This window comes from Veillonella nakazawae, assembly GCF_013393365.1.
In the GTDB taxonomy this organism is placed as follows: Bacteria; Bacillota; Negativicutes; order Veillonellales; family Veillonellaceae; genus Veillonella; species Veillonella nakazawae.
Window position 1 is genome coordinate 372,537 of record NZ_AP022321.1, and the last position, 15,969, is coordinate 388,505.

Consider the following 15,969-nt stretch of genomic DNA (forward strand, 5'->3'; position numbering starts at 1 on the left):
CAGTTTTCTACTATTGGCTATCGATATTTAATTACAATATCATTAGCTGATAGCTGATAGCTGATAGCTGATAGCTGATAGCTGATAGGTAATACTTTTACAAAATATATAATGTATATAATATAGAGGTGTATGATGAGCAATACAAATGAATTAACTGTAGATGTACGTGGTAGCTTGTGTCCAAAGCCTGTGATTGAAACTAAGAAGGTTAGCGATGCGAATCCAGATGCTGTTATTACTACTATTGTAGATAATGAAGTGAGTCGCGATAATGTAGAAAAGTTTGGCAAGTCTCGTGGTTATGGTGTGGCAATCCGCCAAGATGGTAAGGATTTCTACCTCACTATGACCCCTAATGATAATCCAGTAGCAGATGGTAGCAGTGAACCCATGAGTTACGGAAACCGTGTCATCTTGATGACAAAGGACTATCTTGGTGAAGGTAGTGAAGAATTAGGCCGTAACCTAATGAAAACGTTCTGGGTATGCATGCTTGAAGCCGATGTAAAACCATCTAAAATCTATTTCATCAATAGCAGTGTTAAGATGGTTGTAAATGATTCTGTTCATTTAGAAAATATTAAAAAACTAGCTGATCTTGGTGTTGAAATTGCAGCATGTGGCATTTGTCTCGATTACTTTGGGGTAAAAGAAGAACTTGGCGTAGGTAGTATTACAAATATGTACGCTATTACGGACTCTATTCTTGGGGAGAATGTAGTTAAGTTATAATTCTTAGCACTATCATTTTAACGGACCGATTTAGACGAGACGCCTTAGCTTTAAATGGATAGTCAATGGTATAACAATGTAAAGGTATATGCTATGGTAGGAGGTGAGGCCTTGGAAAATAAAAAATTGTTAGTCGTCTTTACATCCTATTATTTTGGGGATAAAGCAGACAAGATACTAACAGAATTAGAGGTTCCTCATCAATTGATGGCTACACCTCCAGAGCTTTACGATATGTGTGGTTTATCTGTGCAAATAGATCCAAGTATTGTAGAGCAGGTTCAGACTATTTTAAAAGAACATAAGATTAGTACATCTGGCCTCTTTTGGTATGAAAAAGGTGAGTTAGCTGTACCATATAAAGCCTAGACATCATCTAGGCTTTTTCTTGTTTTTTATTAAAATTTGGATCCTTATATAATTTAACGGCTAACTATGGTACTATAAATATATGATATTTTTTATCAATTATGGAGGTATATATGAGCAAGTATGAAATAGAAAATGTAAAATTAACCGCTCCAAAATTGGATCGTAAAGATTTAGAATATGCTATGACCTATCGCTATGCTTGTAAGAAGTTTGATAGCAATAAGAAAAATTCTGAAGAAGACTGGAATGCTATTCTTAATGCGGCACGTTTGTCTCCTACATCCCTTGGCTTTGAGGCTTACCAATTGTTGGTGATTCAAAATCCAGAAATTCGCGAAAAAATGAAAGCTCATGGCTGGGGGATTTTAGCAGGTCTTGAAGCTAGTCATGTAGTAGTTTTCTTGGCGCGTAAAAAAGTTGATCTTGAATTCGATTCTCCATATATTCGTCATATTCAAGAAGAGGTTAAACAATTACCTGCTGAAGTTGATGTAGCATACCGTGAGAAATATGCTCAATTTACTACAAGTGACTTTAAAACCTTTGAGTCTGAACGTGCTGCTTTTGACTGGGCTTCAAAACAAGCGTATATCGTTATGGCGAACATGATGACTATGGCGGCGTATGAAGGCTTAGATTCTTGTCCATTAGAAGGCTTCAATCAAGATGACATGACCGCACTCTTAGGTGATGAACTTGGCCTATTTGATACTAAACACTTTGGCATTGCTGTAATGGCTGCCTTTGGTTACCGTGATGAAGAACCACATCGCAATAAAACACGTCGTACAATGGATGAAATTGTAACAGTAGTTGAGTAGATTATATATGTAGAACTAAATCGAAAATCTTCATTTAATCTTTAGAATTGAATGCTATATTATAAATATACAAGAATTCTAAAATATTTATAAATACTGTATTATTTGATAGGATTTATGAATATTATGATTAAATAGGAAGGAGTGATTATATGTTATGGTCAATTATTGTTGGTGGTTTTATTGGGTTCCTAGCTGGTGCCATCACTAACAAAGGCGGTGCAATGGGCATTATCGCTAACGTTGTTGCTGGTTTAATTGGCTCGTCCGTAGGTCAGTCCCTATTTGGTACCTGGGGTCCTAGCTTAGCGGGAATGTCCTTAATTCCATCTGTATTGGGTGCAGTCATTGTTGTTGCTGTAGTCTCATTTTTCTTCGGAAAAAAAGGATAGCCCTCTACTTGTAACAGTAGATTTTATATGGTTAAACGTGATTTTACATGAAAGGAGTCACAATTATGGCATTAGAAGATAAATTAGATCAAGTTAAAGGTGCAGTAAAAGAAAATGCAGGTAAATTAACTGATGACAAACAAATGCAAGCCGAAGGTGCTGTTGAGAATACAGTAGCAAAAGTAAAAGATGCTGCTGATAGTGTTGTTAATGATATCAAAAAAACTGCAGATGATGCTAAAGACGCTGTAGAAGGTGCGATTAGTGGCCTTAAAAATGCATTGGGCAATGATGACAAATAAAATTAAATAAAAGCTATTTTGTAGCATTAAAAAAACCAGTAAATCGTTCGATTTACTGGTTTTTTGTTATTAATTTGTATTATACGTTGAAGCGGAAGTGTGTTACATCGCCGTCTTTCATAACGTAGTCTTTGCCTTCTAGGCGTACAAGACCTTTTTCTTTAGCCGCATTTTGGCTACCGCAAGCTTGTAAGTCATCGAAGGATACAATTTCAGCACGGATGAAGCCTTTTTCTATATCGGAGTGGATTTTACCAGCCGCTTGAGGTGCTTTTGTGCCGTTTACGATTGTCCAAGCACGAGCTTCCATTTCGCCAGCTGTGAAGTAGTTGATAAGACCTAAGAGTGCATAACTTGCCTTGATAAGTTTAGTTAAGCCAGATTCTTCAAGGCCAAGATCTTCAAGGAATGCAGCGGATTCTTCTTCAGATAACTCTGCAATTTCGGACTCGATACGAGCAGAAACAACAACGATGCCAGCGCCTTCGCTTTTCGCATATTCCTCTACGCGTTTTACATATTCATTACCGGAGTAATCAGATACTTCATCTTCAGAAATGTTAGCTACATAAAGAGATGGTTTTGCTGTAAGCAATGTCAACTCTTTGATCATTTCTAATTCTTCTTCTTCGAGACCTTGTGCACGAACTGGTTTTGCTTCACCTAGACCTTCGATGATGCGTTCTAGTAATGGTAACTCAGTACGCGCATCTTTGTCGCCGGATTTAGCGATTTTTTCAATACGTTGTTTACGTTTTTCCACGGATTCAAGGTCTGCAAGGCAGAGCTCAGTGTTGATGATTTCGATATCACGAATTGGATCGATAGAGCCAGAAACGTGAGTGATGTTAGGGTCATCGAAACAACGGATAACTTGAGCAATCGCATCTACTTGGCGGATGTGGCTAAGGAATTTATTACCTAAACCTTCGCCTTTGGACGCACCTTCTACAAGGCCTGCAATATCTACGAAGCGCATAGCTGCAGGAAGGATGCGTTTGGAGCCGAACATTTCAGCCAATACAGCTAAACGATTGTCTGGAACATCAACGACACCTACGTTTGGCTCGATTGTACAGAATGGATAGTTGGCAGCTTCAGCGCCTGCTTTTGTAATAGCGTTGAATAATGTACTTTTACCAACATTTGGAAGGCCTACGATGCCTACTTCTAAATTTGTGCTCATGGTACCACCTTTTATTAACTAATTGATTTCGTTCTTTGTGAAAGCTTCCGTAGAAACTCTATCAAATAAATATTATATCATATAGACGCTATAAATTTGTACTAAAAAAGTGACACTACTAGTCACATAGGTGACTAGTAGTGTCACTAAATCCCTTTACATAGAAATCGACAAATTATATATTGATGTCGAGGCCTCTAGATGTGTCAGGCCACATTTTCAAACTAGTAAGAGATGTGAGAGCTGACGCCGGAAAACATCTACGCCTCACTTCTTCTAAGTAGTATACCATAGAAGTAGATAAAATCCCACACACTAGTGTGGGATTTTTGTTATATATCTTATAGAGAGTGAGCTCGTAATTCTTCTGCAGAATGAGTAGAAATCCAAGCTGGTGGAATGTCGAATACTGTGTAGCAACCTGTGCCGCCGTGTTTAGCAAGGCGGTAGATGCCACGTGCGTAAGCAACAAGTGCAGAACCTGTGAATTCAGGGTTAGAGTCGAGTTTCAAGGAGTACTCGATAACGTGACGAGTGCCATCTGTACTTTCACCAGAGCGAAGCACGAAGCCACCATGTGGAATGCCTTTGTGGTCGCGATCAAGTTCTTCTTGAGAAATGAAGTTTACTACAGTTTCATAACCTACGAAGTAGTTTTCCATAGTTTTGATTTCGTTTTCAATTTTAGCTTTGTCAGCATCAGGAGCAGCTACTACATAGCACTCACGAAGGTGACCTTTGTAGCCATCAACGTCTGGAGTTTCACCATTGCGGATAGCTTCAAGGTATTGTTCTTTAGGAACAGTGTATTGACGAGCATCAAGAACACCATCAATACGACGAATAGCATCGGAGTGACCTTGGGAAACGCCACGGCCCCAGAATGTATAAGATTTACCTTGAGGCAAGATGCTTTCAGCATATACACGTTGTAAAGAGAACATGCCTGGGTCCCAACCGCAAGAAATCAATGTAGCAGTTTTAGCTTCTTTAGCTACTTTGTCTACATTAGCAAAATGCTCAGGAATACGTGCATGTGTATCGAAGGAATCGATACAGTTGAAGTATTTAGTTACCATTGGAGTTTGTTCGATAAGGTCTGTTGCAGAACCACCACAAAGAACCATAACATCGATTTTACCTTTGAAGTTTGGTAGATCCTCCATAGTATATGTAGGAACACCAGAAACTGTTTCTAAACCTTTACGTCGAGAGAATACACCAACAAGCTCCATATCAGGTTGTAATTTTACGGATGCTTCAACACCACGACCTAAGTTGCCGTAGCCAACGATACCAATACGAATTTTGCTCATATTAGCCTCCTATATAAATCGAGAAATTTAATTATTAACATTCTTATTATAGCACAAAACTAGGGCATTTGATATTTTTCTATAGAATTAATTGATGATATATATATAAGACCGATTGTACTCCTAATGTAGGTGTACAATCGGTCTTTTTGTCTCTATAGGTATTAGTTTTCTATAGGGGATAAACCCTATATTGATTATCCTATTAGAATTTTAATGTTTTAATTCTTTCAACAGCGCGAATTGTATTTTCACGGCTACCAAAAGCTGTTAAACGAAGGTAACCTTCGCCATGAGGGCCAAAGCCAGAGCCTGGTGTAGATACGATTTGAACTTGTTCGAGCAAGATGTCGAATAATTCCCAACTAGTCATGTTACCAGGTGTTTTTAACCAAATGTATGGAGCATCTACGCCACCATATACAGTAAGGCCGATGGATTCAAGGCCTTCTTTGATAATGCGAGCATTTTCTTTGTAGTATGCAATGTTAGCACGAGTTTGTTCGCGGCCTTCTTTAGTGTATACTGCTTCAGCACCGCGTTGGATGATGTAAGGCACACCGTTGAATTTAGTGCATTGACGACGGCTCCACATAGGGTTTAGTGGTTGGCGTTCACCGGATTTAGTTTTGCCAGTTACTTCCTTAGGCACCACAGCATAAGCACAACGTGTACCTGTGAAACCAGCAGTTTTGGAGAAGGAACGGAATTCGATAGCTACTTCGCGAGCACCTTCGATTTCGTAGATGGATTTTACAGTGTCTTCTGTGCTGATGAAAGCTTCGTAAGCGGAGTCGAACATCAAAATCGCATCATTATCTTTACACCATTTAATCCATTCTGCTAAACGAGCATGGCTCAACACAGTACCTGTTGGATTGTTAGGGGAGCAAAGATATACGATATCTACACGTTCAGAAGGAAATTCTGGAGAGAAATTGTTTTCAGCGTAAGTAGGAAGGTATACAACCTTTTGGAAAATACCATCTACCGCTTCACCAGTACGACCACCCATAACGTTAGAGTCTAAGTATACAGGGTACACTGGATCGGTGATAGCGATGATGTTATCTTCGCTGAATAATTCTTGGATATTACCCACGTCAGATTTGGCACCATCAGAAACAAATACTTCATCAATAGAGATGTCTGCGCCTAATGGTTTGTAATCGCCATCGACAATAGCTTGACGTAAGAAGTCATAACCTTGCTCAGGGCCGTAACCGCGGAATGTTTCTGCTTTTCCCATTTCTTGGACAGCCTTGCTCATAGCGTCGATAATTGCTGGAACTAGCGGCAATGTAACATCGCCAATACCAAGACGAATAATATCTGCATCTGGATGAGCTGCTTGATAATCTGCAACCTTTTTAGCAATATTTGCAAATAAATAAGAACCTTGTAGGTTTAAATAGTTTTCATTAATATTAGCCATGATGACTCCTTTTTATAATCAGATTTCTCTATATATAGTAAATTATATAGAATAATGACGCAAGGATTTTCTATAGAATTTCTAGTTTATATAAATATTGTTTTAGTTTATCACTATAAAAGGGCGCATTATGGGGAATTTATTACTCGTTAATTATATTAAAGTATATATAGATAAAGAGATTATTAGCATTGAATTAATCTCTTCACCATTTACTCATAAAATGGCTGTTGATATAATGAATTTATAATAAAACACAATAATACTTTGTGTAAGATACAGATCATTTTAAGCAATTATATGTAGTAGGTAAGTTGTTATTGTGGGGGGAATTTACAATGTTCAATTGTAAAGAGATATACGAAATAATTTGTGAGAGTATTAATCGAAAAGATAAAATTAATGAGTTTAAAACTATTTTTGGTCAAAATAAGAATGATAAAAAACAAGGACAGCAAGGAGATAATAGTAGTGAAGTAAAACAATTTGCAGCAAATTTTTATAAGGCTTCTATTGTAAATTACAAAGGCTATGCAAATGGAGAGAAGCAAGAAGATAAGAATCGTTATAGTGAAATTATTTCAAGTGCGCTTTTATCAAAAAATCTTTTACAATCTTGGAAAGAATTAGCTCCGGTACGACCAAATCACTTTGATACAGCTCATACTCCTTCTGAAAAAGTAGAGATGGAAAAGTTACAAGGAACAAATAGAAAAGAGGAAATTTTAGCGAAGTTATTGTTTTATCAACGTGAAGTTGCTGGATTAGGCTATATCTTTGATTATCAAACACCATTAAAAGAGACACGAAATGATTCTTATGGGAAAATAGATTTATTAGGTTATAACACTGATGATAAATGTTATTCTGTCATTGAATTAAAATATCGTCCATCTGGCAGTGAGGAAACTTTACTACGATGCGTTTTAGAAGCTTATACATATTATAGGCTGCTAGATATAAAACAGATTAATTCTGCTGTTGGCCATGATGGTATACAGCAGCTAAAGAAATTACCTGGATATGAACATACGAATAAAGCAGAGTTAGTCGTTTTATTTGATGAAAAATCTTGTACCAAAGATGGCGGTGGATCAGAAACTAATTTGATGCTTCGTATTGATCCAAATAAACCTAATAATCCTAGGTATCCATCCAAAACTGTTGTGTCACAACAGTTTAAAGAATGTAAAGAATTAATTGATTCTAGTAAACGTAAGGGGTTACAAACTTTATGTGAAGAAATCTTGGCACAAGAGCCTCATTTAAAACAAATTCGATTTGTTGTATTGCGTGTTGATACAGATAGTAAATCTTCTTATCCAACTAATATAAAAGGTTGGTCTAGAAAATTAGATCGATTATATCAAGCAGAGACATTACTAACTATTCCTAGTAAAGGTTAAGTATGAATATAATTATCCATCGTGGCACTCATCAGATTGGTGGCAGTGCCATAGAAATAAGTACAGCATCTACTCGTATTATATTGGACTTTGGTAACGAATTAAGTTTAGATGAAAAGTACATACCTATAAATTTAGATATAGACGGTGTTACAAAAGGGATGCCGGATTGTGACGGTATTGTGATTTCTCATTATCATATAGATCACTTAGGACAACTAACCTCTGCATTACCAGAAATACCATTATATATGGGGAAACTGAGTAAGGAAGTGGCTATGATAGCAACTGAACATCAAGATAAAGATTTATATTTACGTTTGTTAGGTGCAAATACATTTCGTGGAGGCGAAGCCTTCACTATTGGAAATATACATATTAGACCTTTGGTTATCGACCATAGTGCTGTGGATAGTTATATGTTTGTCATTGAAGCAGAAGGTAAACGTGTCTTATATACAGGTGATTTCCGGATGCATGGGTTGCGTAGTCATATAGTAGAGAAATTAGTTAAAACCTATATAGGTGAGGTTGATGTATTAATTACAGAGGGAACATTAGTATCTCGTGGTGTTAATGATGGTATATCTGAAGCTGCTGTGTTAGAGGATATTTATTCGTATATCCAAGATGGAAAATATGTTTTCGTTATATGTTCATCTACGAATATTGACCGTATTATGGGGATTTGGCAGAATATGCCGACTGATAAAGTACTAATTTGTGATGCATATCAGAAAAGAATATTAGATACTGTGGTTAATAATGTATATTATGAAAGTTCTTTGTATCGTAGACATGATAGTCCGCTAGTTCTTGATAAAGGCAAATATCCTAAATACTATATGGATAACGGCTTTGTATGTTTAGTAAGAGCAACAGAAAATCATATTTCTCACATAAAAGAGTTCCCTAAAGATGATGTACGTATAATATATTCTATGTGGACAGGATATATTGAAGAAAACCTAGCATTGAAAGCTTTGTTAGAGACTTACCCAACCTATATATGTCATGCCAGTGGTCATGTGTCTAAAGATGATTTGATTAAGTTTATAGAATTAGTTAATCCTGACGTTATTATTCCGGTTCACACTGATAATCCTGAGAGATTAGAGGCATTAGTACCTAATAGAAATGTGTATATCGTTAATGATAATGAGCCATTTATCATATAAATTTTCGAAGAAATTTTGTTGATGTTGTATAATAAAGAAAAAGGAGAGCCATCAACATGTGGTAGCGTTAGGCTCATCTTATAAACAGTTTTAAGAGGATTGCCTAGCGTGCGAGTATTTTTATACTTTATTGCGTTAGGCTTTTATCTTTACTCTATTTTGGGCGTAGTATTTTACTACGCTTTTTTGTTGAAAAAATATCAAAACCATATAGCATTAACATTGTTTTTGATATAATTTAAATACATACATTTTATAGTGCGATTTTACATGAAAGTGGTGTCTTTATGCTGACGATTAGCAATAAAGGATGGCTTTTTACTTCTATATTAAGTGCATTGATGGCGTTTACGTCATTGTCGACGGATATTTATTTACCTGCCATGCCTGAGATGGGGCGAGATCTTAATGGTGATGCGGAGCTAACGTTGACTGGTTTCTTAATAGGTTTTGCGCTAGCCCAACTTTTCTGGGGCGCCGTTAGCGATAAAATTGGACGTAAGAAGCCGCTTATTATGGGGGTAGTTTTATTTATCATTGGTTCTGTGGGGTGTGCATTGAGTTCATCCATGATGGAGTTGCTGGCTTGGCGCGTGTTCCAAGCATTTGGTGCTTGCGTAGGACCTATGTTATCACGGGCTATGATTCGTGACTTATATGGTCGGACTGAAGCTGCTAAAATGTTATCTACCTTAGCTATTGTTATGGCCATAGCGCCTATTGCAGGGCCGATGCTAGCAGGGCATCTACTTGTGTGGTATACTTGGCATTCAATCTTTTGGTTATTAGTTGCTATCGGCATTTTAATGCTCATTGCCGTATTAGTCATTCCTGAAACACATCCTGTAGAGAAGCGTAGTAAAAAGTCTATAGGTCATACCTATAATAATTATTGGATTTTACTACGTAATAAAGGCTTTATGAAATATACACTATGTGTTAGCTCTTTTTATATTGCTATCTATGCGTTCCTAACGGGTTCTCCTTATGTATATATTGATGTTTATGGAGTTCCAAAGGAATACTTTGGCTATCTCTTTTCTGTCAATATTATTGGCGTAATGTTACTAAGTGCTATTAATCGTCGTATTGTAAGTGCTATACGCCTCGATAGATTATTGCGATATGCTACATTATTTGCTGCTATTTGTGTATCTGTTGTAATGGGGTTGATAATCATAGGCTATCATTCCCTGTGGTTAATCGTTATTGGCTGTTTTTTATTCTTCTCCATGAATGGTATCATTGCAGCTGTAACAAATGCCTTAGCATTAGATAGAGCTGGCAGAATGGCTGGCTCTGGGGCGGCACTCCTAGGTGCCATGCAATATGGTAGTGGCATTGTATCATCGTTGATCCTTACCTTCTTACCAAATGATTCGGCAGACCCTATGATGGGGGTAATAACTTTGTTTGTTATTATTTGTGCCATTATCGCTTTTCCTGAAGATGAAAAATATAATCGCATATAATATTGGTGAAAGCAAGGGCTTAAATTTGTGCTCTTGCTTTCATTCTTTTTTTAGGTTATAATAGTAAGGCTTATTGATGGTAAGCACTTCCTACCCCTATGTGTCGATAGGGGCATTAGTCCGAAAGAGGAGGTGATTTTGTATGAACAAATACGAAGTCATGTTTATTGTGAAACCAGCTGAAGAGGAAGCAACTAATGCTGTTATTGAAAAAGTAGAAGCTTTAATTGCTCGTGTAGGCGGCACAGTAGAAAAGGTAGATCGTTGGGGCAAGCGTCGTCTTGCTTACGCTGTGAAGAAATTCACTGACGGTTTCTATGTATTGATAAACTTTGAAGCAGCACCTGCTGAAATCAAAGAAATCGATCGTGTATTGAAAATCAACGATGAAGTCCTAAGACATCTAATTGTAAAACACGAAGCATAATTAAAGCCTGGAGGAAAACATGAACTCTGTACAAATTCTAGGTAATTTAGCTCGTGATCCTGAAGTACGCTATACCAAAACTGGTCGTGCGGTAGCAACTTTCACAGTAGCTGCAACTAACACCTATATTGATTCCACAACAAATGAGACGAAAGAACAAACTGCTTTCATCAACTGCGTTGCATGGGGTAAACTTGGTGAAGCGGCAGGCAATCTTCGTAAAGGCAGTCGTTGCTTTGTAGAAGGTCGTTTGCAAACTCGTTCTTACGAGACTCAGGACGGTCAAAAACGGTACGTTACTGAAGTAGTAGCGAACTTTGTGGGCCAATCCCTTGATATGAATACTAATTCTTTCGAAGGTGGGTCCAATTTTGATAGTTTCAGTACAGGCGGCGATGACGAAAACATCCCGTTCTAGTGTCAGGGACTCCTACTAATTCGAAAAGGAGGATTCGCAATGAGAAGAGATAGAGGCAGAAAGCCAAGAAGAAAAGTATGCGTTTTCTGTGCAGACCATATCGATCAAATCGACTATAAAGATGTTGCTAAACTTCGTCGTTTCACGACTGAACGCGGCAAAATCTTACCTCGTCGTATTTCCGGTACTTGCGCAAAACATCAACGCAAATTGACTACAGCTATCAAACGTGCACGTGCAATCGCTTTATTGCCATTCACTGCTGAATAATTGATGAATCAAGGCGGTACAACCATTTGGTTGTACCGCCTTTTTGCGTTCTTTTGGGCAATATTGTCTTATAGTGAATTTAAACCCTAAAGGGCCATGAGTGCTGTAAAGCGTTCAAATATAGTCTATAGCACTGATTATCCTTGTTTACTATGCACTGAGCGTATAGCGGGATATTAGCTTCATTAAACCTAAAAAAAATAGCATATTCATCGTATACAATAAATATTCAATAAAATAGATATGGAGAGAATATCTTAAAATTTTATAATAATGCCTTTAAAAACAGTATTCACATGACTAATCTATATAAATAAATTAATCAAACTTATGCATATCATCATTTAAACTTATGGATTTTATACTATAATGTGAGTATATGCTTAGTACTGTAAAGTTCAGTGAAAGGTGGTAAGTACATGGGATTTTTGAAAAAGGATATATCCCGTCGCCAGTTTATTGGTGGTGCTTTAGCTTTAGCAGCCGCATCAGCGGTGCCGTCGTTTATACGCGGCGCTTACAAGCCAACACAGTCTGATTCATTACAAGTGTGGACTTGTGGCGGTTTATCGGAAGCGTTCCTTGATTTAAACCAAGTTTATACAATGCACACAGGGCACAATATTCAGTATACTGGTGCCTTTGCAGGATCTATTGGTAAATCCTTGTTGGCTGAGAAGAGTCGCACAGAAATCTTTGGAGCTCGCGGTTTAGATTTAGCGAAAAATATGCGCAAAAAAGGCGTAAGTATGGCTTTTGAACCATTATGTTTTACGGATTACGTTATCGTTACACCTAAGGGGAATCCCGCAGGGATTCGGGACTTGAAGGATATGGCCGAGCCTGGTGTACGCGTTATGTTGCCCCTGGGCGCATCTCCCCCTGGTAGTGCGTCTGTAAAAGGAATCATGAAATTATCTGGTTTAACCGATGGTATCATGAAAAACTTAATGGCTGAAAATGCTTGCGTAATTTCCATGATGTGTGATCTCGTAGAAGGTAAAGCCGATGTATCTATCATTGAAAAACGCCTTACCACACATGATCGGTTTAAGGATCGTATAGAGTACTTCTCCATACCTGCACAATTTGTGCCACCTGCACCGCTCACTTTCACTATTAACACGATGAAATATGTACAAGATCGTGCGTTGGCTGCCGATTATATTGAATTTACACGGTCACAAGAAGGACAACAAATCTTAGAAAATCACGGGTTCACATCCGTTTATAGTGCGAGAGGTCTCGATTTGATAGAAAGGTTTGGTGTAAAAGATGTGTAATCACTGTCCATCATCTACAACCTGTGGAACTCAAGTTAGTTCTGGTGTATCTGGGAAACAAGCCCCTAAAAATTTAACGCTTTGGCGTCGGATTGTACAGTTTATCTTCCTCTTTATTATGGGGAAATGGGTGTACTATGGCATATTCCGATGCCCTTATATTGTTCCATTCGTAAACTGTGAAAGCTGTTCCATAATTACCTGCTGGGGCCGCATCACGACGTACTTTTATGCGTGGTGGATTATCTTGCCGATTATGGTCGTCTTCTTTGGACGTGCTTTCTGTAGCTGGTTCTGTCCAAGTGGGTGGGTTAACCAAATGCTGGGAAAAATATCTATGGGACCACTAAGAAATCGTAAAAACTATATGCGTTTCCTTCAACTCGGCATGGTAGCAACTATAATTTTAGGGCTTGTGGTATATTTTAAATTTGGTAATCCCCGCATTATGATCCCCATTCGGACGAGCGATGAATATTTTAATGCTGTTATTTTATCTATGCAGTTCTCCGAATGGTATTGGGCGGCTCGTACTATAACGGTCGTATCTATTATTGCTGGTTCCCTTATTATCGCCAATGCTTGGTGCCGCTTTGTATGTCCTTTTGGGGGCGTAATGGAGTTGCTTCGCAAAATTTCTATTTTTAGAATTTTTAAAACAAATGATTGCGATAACTGTGATGCGTGCTTGCGCGTATGTGAAATGGGAACACGACCAAATGAAATGAATTGTACCAACTGTGGTGATTGCTTACATGTTTGCCATAAAGATGCTATTAGATTTGGTCGGAAAGGTTAATTATGAAAGAAATTCAAGGACAAAGTTTCCTACAAAATCATCCTTGTTACAACAAGGCCGCTTCTGCTAATTGGGGTCGTTTACATTTACCAGTAGCGCCAAATTGTAATATTCAATGTAATTATTGTAATCGTAAGTACGACTGTGCGAATGAAAATAGACCGGGCGTGACGCAGCATGTCTATACGCCACAAGAGGCAGCTGCCTTTGTGCGCAAGGTGTTTGATGCTCGTCAGGATATCTCTGTAGTAGGTATTGCAGGTCCTGGGGATCCTATGTGTGATGCAGACAAGACACTTGAAACCTTCCGCCTCGTGAAAAAGGATTTTCCTCATGTCATGCTTTGTTTATCTAGTAATGGTTTGGCAGTGCCTGATTATGTTAATGACATTGCTGACTTAGGAATTACGCATGTAACGATTACGGCTAATGCTATTGATCCTGAGATTGCAAAACATGTATATTCCATGGTTCGCTATGAGGGTAATATCTACAAGGGAATCGATGGGGCCCGTATTTTATTAGAACGTCAGGCTGAAAGTATCCGGAAGTTAAAGGAAAAGAACATCATTGTTAAGATTAACACCGTAGTAGTGCCTGATGTAAATATGGACCATGTACCAGCTATCGCTAAACAAGCGGAAGCATGGGGTGTCGATTTGATGAACTGTATTGCTATGATTCCGGTTCATGATACGGCCTTTGAAAATCATAGGGGCCCGACTTCAGAAGAAATCAATAACATGCGTCAATTTATTGGTCACTATGTGCCGCAAATGACACACTGCAAACGCTGCAGAGCTGATGCTATCGGTCGTTTGTGTGAAGCGTAGAAGTATAAAAGGCTATATACCGAAGTATATAGCCTTAATGGTTAAGTATTATTTAGTATTATTTAGTATTATTTAGTATTTTTAAGGATTCTATGTAGCGCAGATAATGCGGATACCACATCTTCATGTGTGTTAGCATAGCCAAAGGAGAAGCGCACAGTTCCTTCTGGATAGGTTCCTAGTGTTTGGTGTGCTCGTGGGGCACAGTGGAGACCAACACGTGTCATGATGTGATAAGTAGATTCTAGTTCGTAAGCAATACTTGCTGGGTCCATACTATCGATTGTGATGGATACAACGGCAGTTCTATCTTGGATATCTTGTTTACCAATGATGTTAACAACATCTATTGATTGTAATCCTTCTAGGAAGGCTTGTGTTAACGCTAGCTCGTGGTTGTGAATGTTCTCCATTCCTTGTGACTCAATATAGGAGAGGCCTTCATTGAGCCCGATGATGCCAGGTAGATTTAACGTACCTGCTTCAAAGGCGTCGGGCATATGGGTAGGCATCGTTTCTAAATGTGAGAAGCTGCCTGTACCACCAGCAATAAGAGGGGTTAAGTTTTGAGCCATTTCTTTGGTTAATATAATACCACCAATACCTTGAGGTCCCAATAAGCCTTTATGACCTGTAAAGCAAAGGGCATCAATATGACATGCTTTCACATCAATAGGAATAACACCTGCCGTTTGGGCTGCGTCTACAATAAATTGTAGATTATGAGTCTTGCAGATTGAGCCAATTGATTCGAGCGGTTGGATGGTTCCACATACATTGGACGCGTGATTGATAATCATAGCCACTGTATTTGGACGAATGAGACTATCCATGCTTTCAAGTTGAATGGAACCGGTCTTGTCACAAGGGATAATGTCAAAGGTAATGCCTTTATCTAGTAGTTGTGTGAGCGGTCTCATAACTGCGTTGTGCTCCATTGAGCTAACGAGCACATGATCACCGGCTTTTAATAGGCCCTTGATGACCATGTTTAAGCTCATCGTCACATTTTGTGTAAAGACGACATGAGATGGATCATGACCGTTGAATAAGGTGTTTAGTCGTTGTCTCGTTGTATAGATAGTGTCCTCTACATCATAGGCGAGAGCATAGGAGCCGCGGTTGATATTGATACCCCGGTTCGTTATATAGTCGGACATAGCGGTGGCGACTGTTGGTGCTTTAGGAAACGAAGTGCTCGCATTGTCTAAATAGATATAGTCCATAGATAATCTCCATAAATAACAATGTATATTTATGGCTATTATATCATGAGTAGCATGTTACTTAGAATCGGAGCATGTACTCATAGAGTTTTTGTGTT

18 protein-coding genes are annotated in these 15,969 nt (G+C 38.2%); 14 read left to right on the forward strand and 4 right to left on the reverse strand.

Going from position 1 to position 15,969, the window contains the following annotated elements:
• Nucleotides 1-135: 135 nt before the first annotated feature.
• The 5 genes from yedF (at nt 136) to VEIT17_RS01570 (ending at nt 2,622) form a co-directional block, all read left to right on the forward strand.
• A complete protein-coding gene (gene yedF / locus VEIT17_RS01550) occupies nt 136-735 on the forward strand; it encodes a sulfurtransferase-like selenium metabolism protein YedF (protein WP_178885983.1) in 600 nt (199 codons plus the stop codon).
• Nucleotides 736-846: 111 nt separating this feature from the next.
• Nucleotides 847-1,104 (forward strand): putative Se/S carrier protein, encoded by a 258-nt coding sequence (locus VEIT17_RS01555; RefSeq protein WP_060923933.1) that lies wholly within the window; start codon nt 847-849, stop codon nt 1,102-1,104.
• 113 nt (nt 1,105-1,217) lie between these two features.
• The gene (locus tag VEIT17_RS01560; protein ID WP_178884442.1) at nt 1,218-1,928 is read left to right on the forward strand and encodes an NAD(P)H-dependent oxidoreductase; all 711 of its coding nucleotides are present in this window, start codon (nt 1,218-1,220) and stop codon (nt 1,926-1,928) included.
• Between the two features lie 152 nt (nt 1,929-2,080).
• Nucleotides 2,081-2,320 carry a GlsB/YeaQ/YmgE family stress response membrane protein gene (locus VEIT17_RS01565; protein ID WP_060923839.1) on the forward strand — a complete coding sequence of 80 codons (240 nt, stop codon included), beginning with the start codon at nt 2,081-2,083 and terminating at the stop codon, nt 2,318-2,320.
• Nucleotides 2,321-2,385: 65 nt separating this feature from the next.
• Nucleotides 2,386-2,622 carry a CsbD family protein gene (locus VEIT17_RS01570; protein ID WP_060923838.1) on the forward strand — a complete coding sequence of 79 codons (237 nt, stop codon included), beginning with the start codon at nt 2,386-2,388 and terminating at the stop codon, nt 2,620-2,622.
• A gap of 79 nt (nt 2,623-2,701) precedes the next feature.
• On the opposite strand, the gene ychF is transcribed toward VEIT17_RS01570, so the two are convergent.
• From ychF to VEIT17_RS01585, 3 genes are all read right to left on the reverse strand, one after another.
• Nucleotides 2,702-3,808, reverse strand: coding sequence for a redox-regulated ATPase YchF (gene ychF / locus VEIT17_RS01575; RefSeq protein WP_178884444.1), 1,107 nt, complete (start codon nt 3,806-3,808; stop codon nt 2,702-2,704).
• A gap of 341 nt (nt 3,809-4,149) precedes the next feature.
• Complete coding sequence (locus VEIT17_RS01580; RefSeq protein WP_156719991.1) at nt 4,150-5,124, reverse strand: diaminopimelate dehydrogenase; 975 nt, start codon at nt 5,122-5,124, stop codon at nt 4,150-4,152.
• Nucleotides 5,125-5,329: 205 nt separating this feature from the next.
• Nucleotides 5,330-6,559: an LL-diaminopimelate aminotransferase gene (locus VEIT17_RS01585; protein WP_178884448.1), complete on the reverse strand. Its 1,230-nt coding sequence runs from the start codon at nt 6,557-6,559 to the stop codon at nt 5,330-5,332.
• A 338-nt stretch (nt 6,560-6,897) separates the two neighbouring features.
• On the opposite strand from VEIT17_RS01585, the gene VEIT17_RS01590 reads away from it, so the two are divergent.
• The 9 genes from VEIT17_RS01590 to VEIT17_RS01630 all read left to right on the forward strand — a co-directional run bounded on the left by VEIT17_RS01590 (nt 6,898) and on the right by VEIT17_RS01630 (nt 14,645).
• The gene (locus VEIT17_RS01590; protein WP_178884449.1) at nt 6,898-7,965 is read left to right on the forward strand and encodes a hypothetical protein; all 1,068 of its coding nucleotides are present in this window, start codon (nt 6,898-6,900) and stop codon (nt 7,963-7,965) included.
• A gap of 2 nt (nt 7,966-7,967) precedes the next feature.
• Nucleotides 7,968-9,143 carry an MBL fold metallo-hydrolase gene (locus VEIT17_RS01595; protein ID WP_024066421.1) on the forward strand — a complete coding sequence of 392 codons (1,176 nt, stop codon included), beginning with the start codon at nt 7,968-7,970 and terminating at the stop codon, nt 9,141-9,143.
• 287 nt (nt 9,144-9,430) lie between these two features.
• The gene (locus VEIT17_RS01600) at nt 9,431-10,615 is read left to right on the forward strand and encodes a multidrug effflux MFS transporter (protein ID WP_178884451.1); all 1,185 of its coding nucleotides are present in this window, start codon (nt 9,431-9,433) and stop codon (nt 10,613-10,615) included.
• 142 nt (nt 10,616-10,757) lie between these two features.
• Nucleotides 10,758-11,042 carry a 30S ribosomal protein S6 gene (gene rpsF / locus VEIT17_RS01605; RefSeq protein WP_004693799.1) on the forward strand — a complete coding sequence of 95 codons (285 nt, stop codon included), beginning with the start codon at nt 10,758-10,760 and terminating at the stop codon, nt 11,040-11,042.
• Nucleotides 11,043-11,061: 19 nt separating this feature from the next.
• Nucleotides 11,062-11,460 (forward strand): single-stranded DNA-binding protein, encoded by a 399-nt coding sequence (locus VEIT17_RS01610; RefSeq protein WP_004693797.1) that lies wholly within the window; start codon nt 11,062-11,064, stop codon nt 11,458-11,460.
• A gap of 39 nt (nt 11,461-11,499) precedes the next feature.
• Nucleotides 11,500-11,730 carry a 30S ribosomal protein S18 gene (rpsR, locus tag VEIT17_RS01615; protein WP_004697977.1) on the forward strand — a complete coding sequence of 77 codons (231 nt, stop codon included), beginning with the start codon at nt 11,500-11,502 and terminating at the stop codon, nt 11,728-11,730.
• A 419-nt stretch (nt 11,731-12,149) separates the two neighbouring features.
• A complete protein-coding gene (locus VEIT17_RS01620) occupies nt 12,150-13,013 on the forward strand; it encodes a substrate-binding domain-containing protein (RefSeq protein WP_178884453.1) in 864 nt (287 codons plus the stop codon).
• A 118-nt stretch (nt 13,014-13,131) separates the two neighbouring features.
• Nucleotides 13,132-13,812 carry a 4Fe-4S binding protein gene (locus tag VEIT17_RS01625; protein WP_242013278.1) on the forward strand — a complete coding sequence of 227 codons (681 nt, stop codon included), beginning with the start codon at nt 13,132-13,134 and terminating at the stop codon, nt 13,810-13,812.
• Nucleotides 13,813-13,814: 2 nt separating this feature from the next.
• Nucleotides 13,815-14,645 (forward strand): radical SAM protein, encoded by an 831-nt coding sequence (locus tag VEIT17_RS01630; protein WP_178884455.1) that lies wholly within the window; start codon nt 13,815-13,817, stop codon nt 14,643-14,645.
• A gap of 68 nt (nt 14,646-14,713) precedes the next feature.
• On the opposite strand, the gene VEIT17_RS01635 is transcribed toward VEIT17_RS01630, so the two are convergent.
• Nucleotides 14,714-15,871, reverse strand: a complete 1,158-nt coding sequence (locus tag VEIT17_RS01635; RefSeq protein WP_178884457.1) for an aminotransferase class V-fold PLP-dependent enzyme — start codon at nt 15,869-15,871, stop codon at nt 14,714-14,716.
• Between the last annotated feature and the right edge of the window lie 98 nt (nt 15,872-15,969).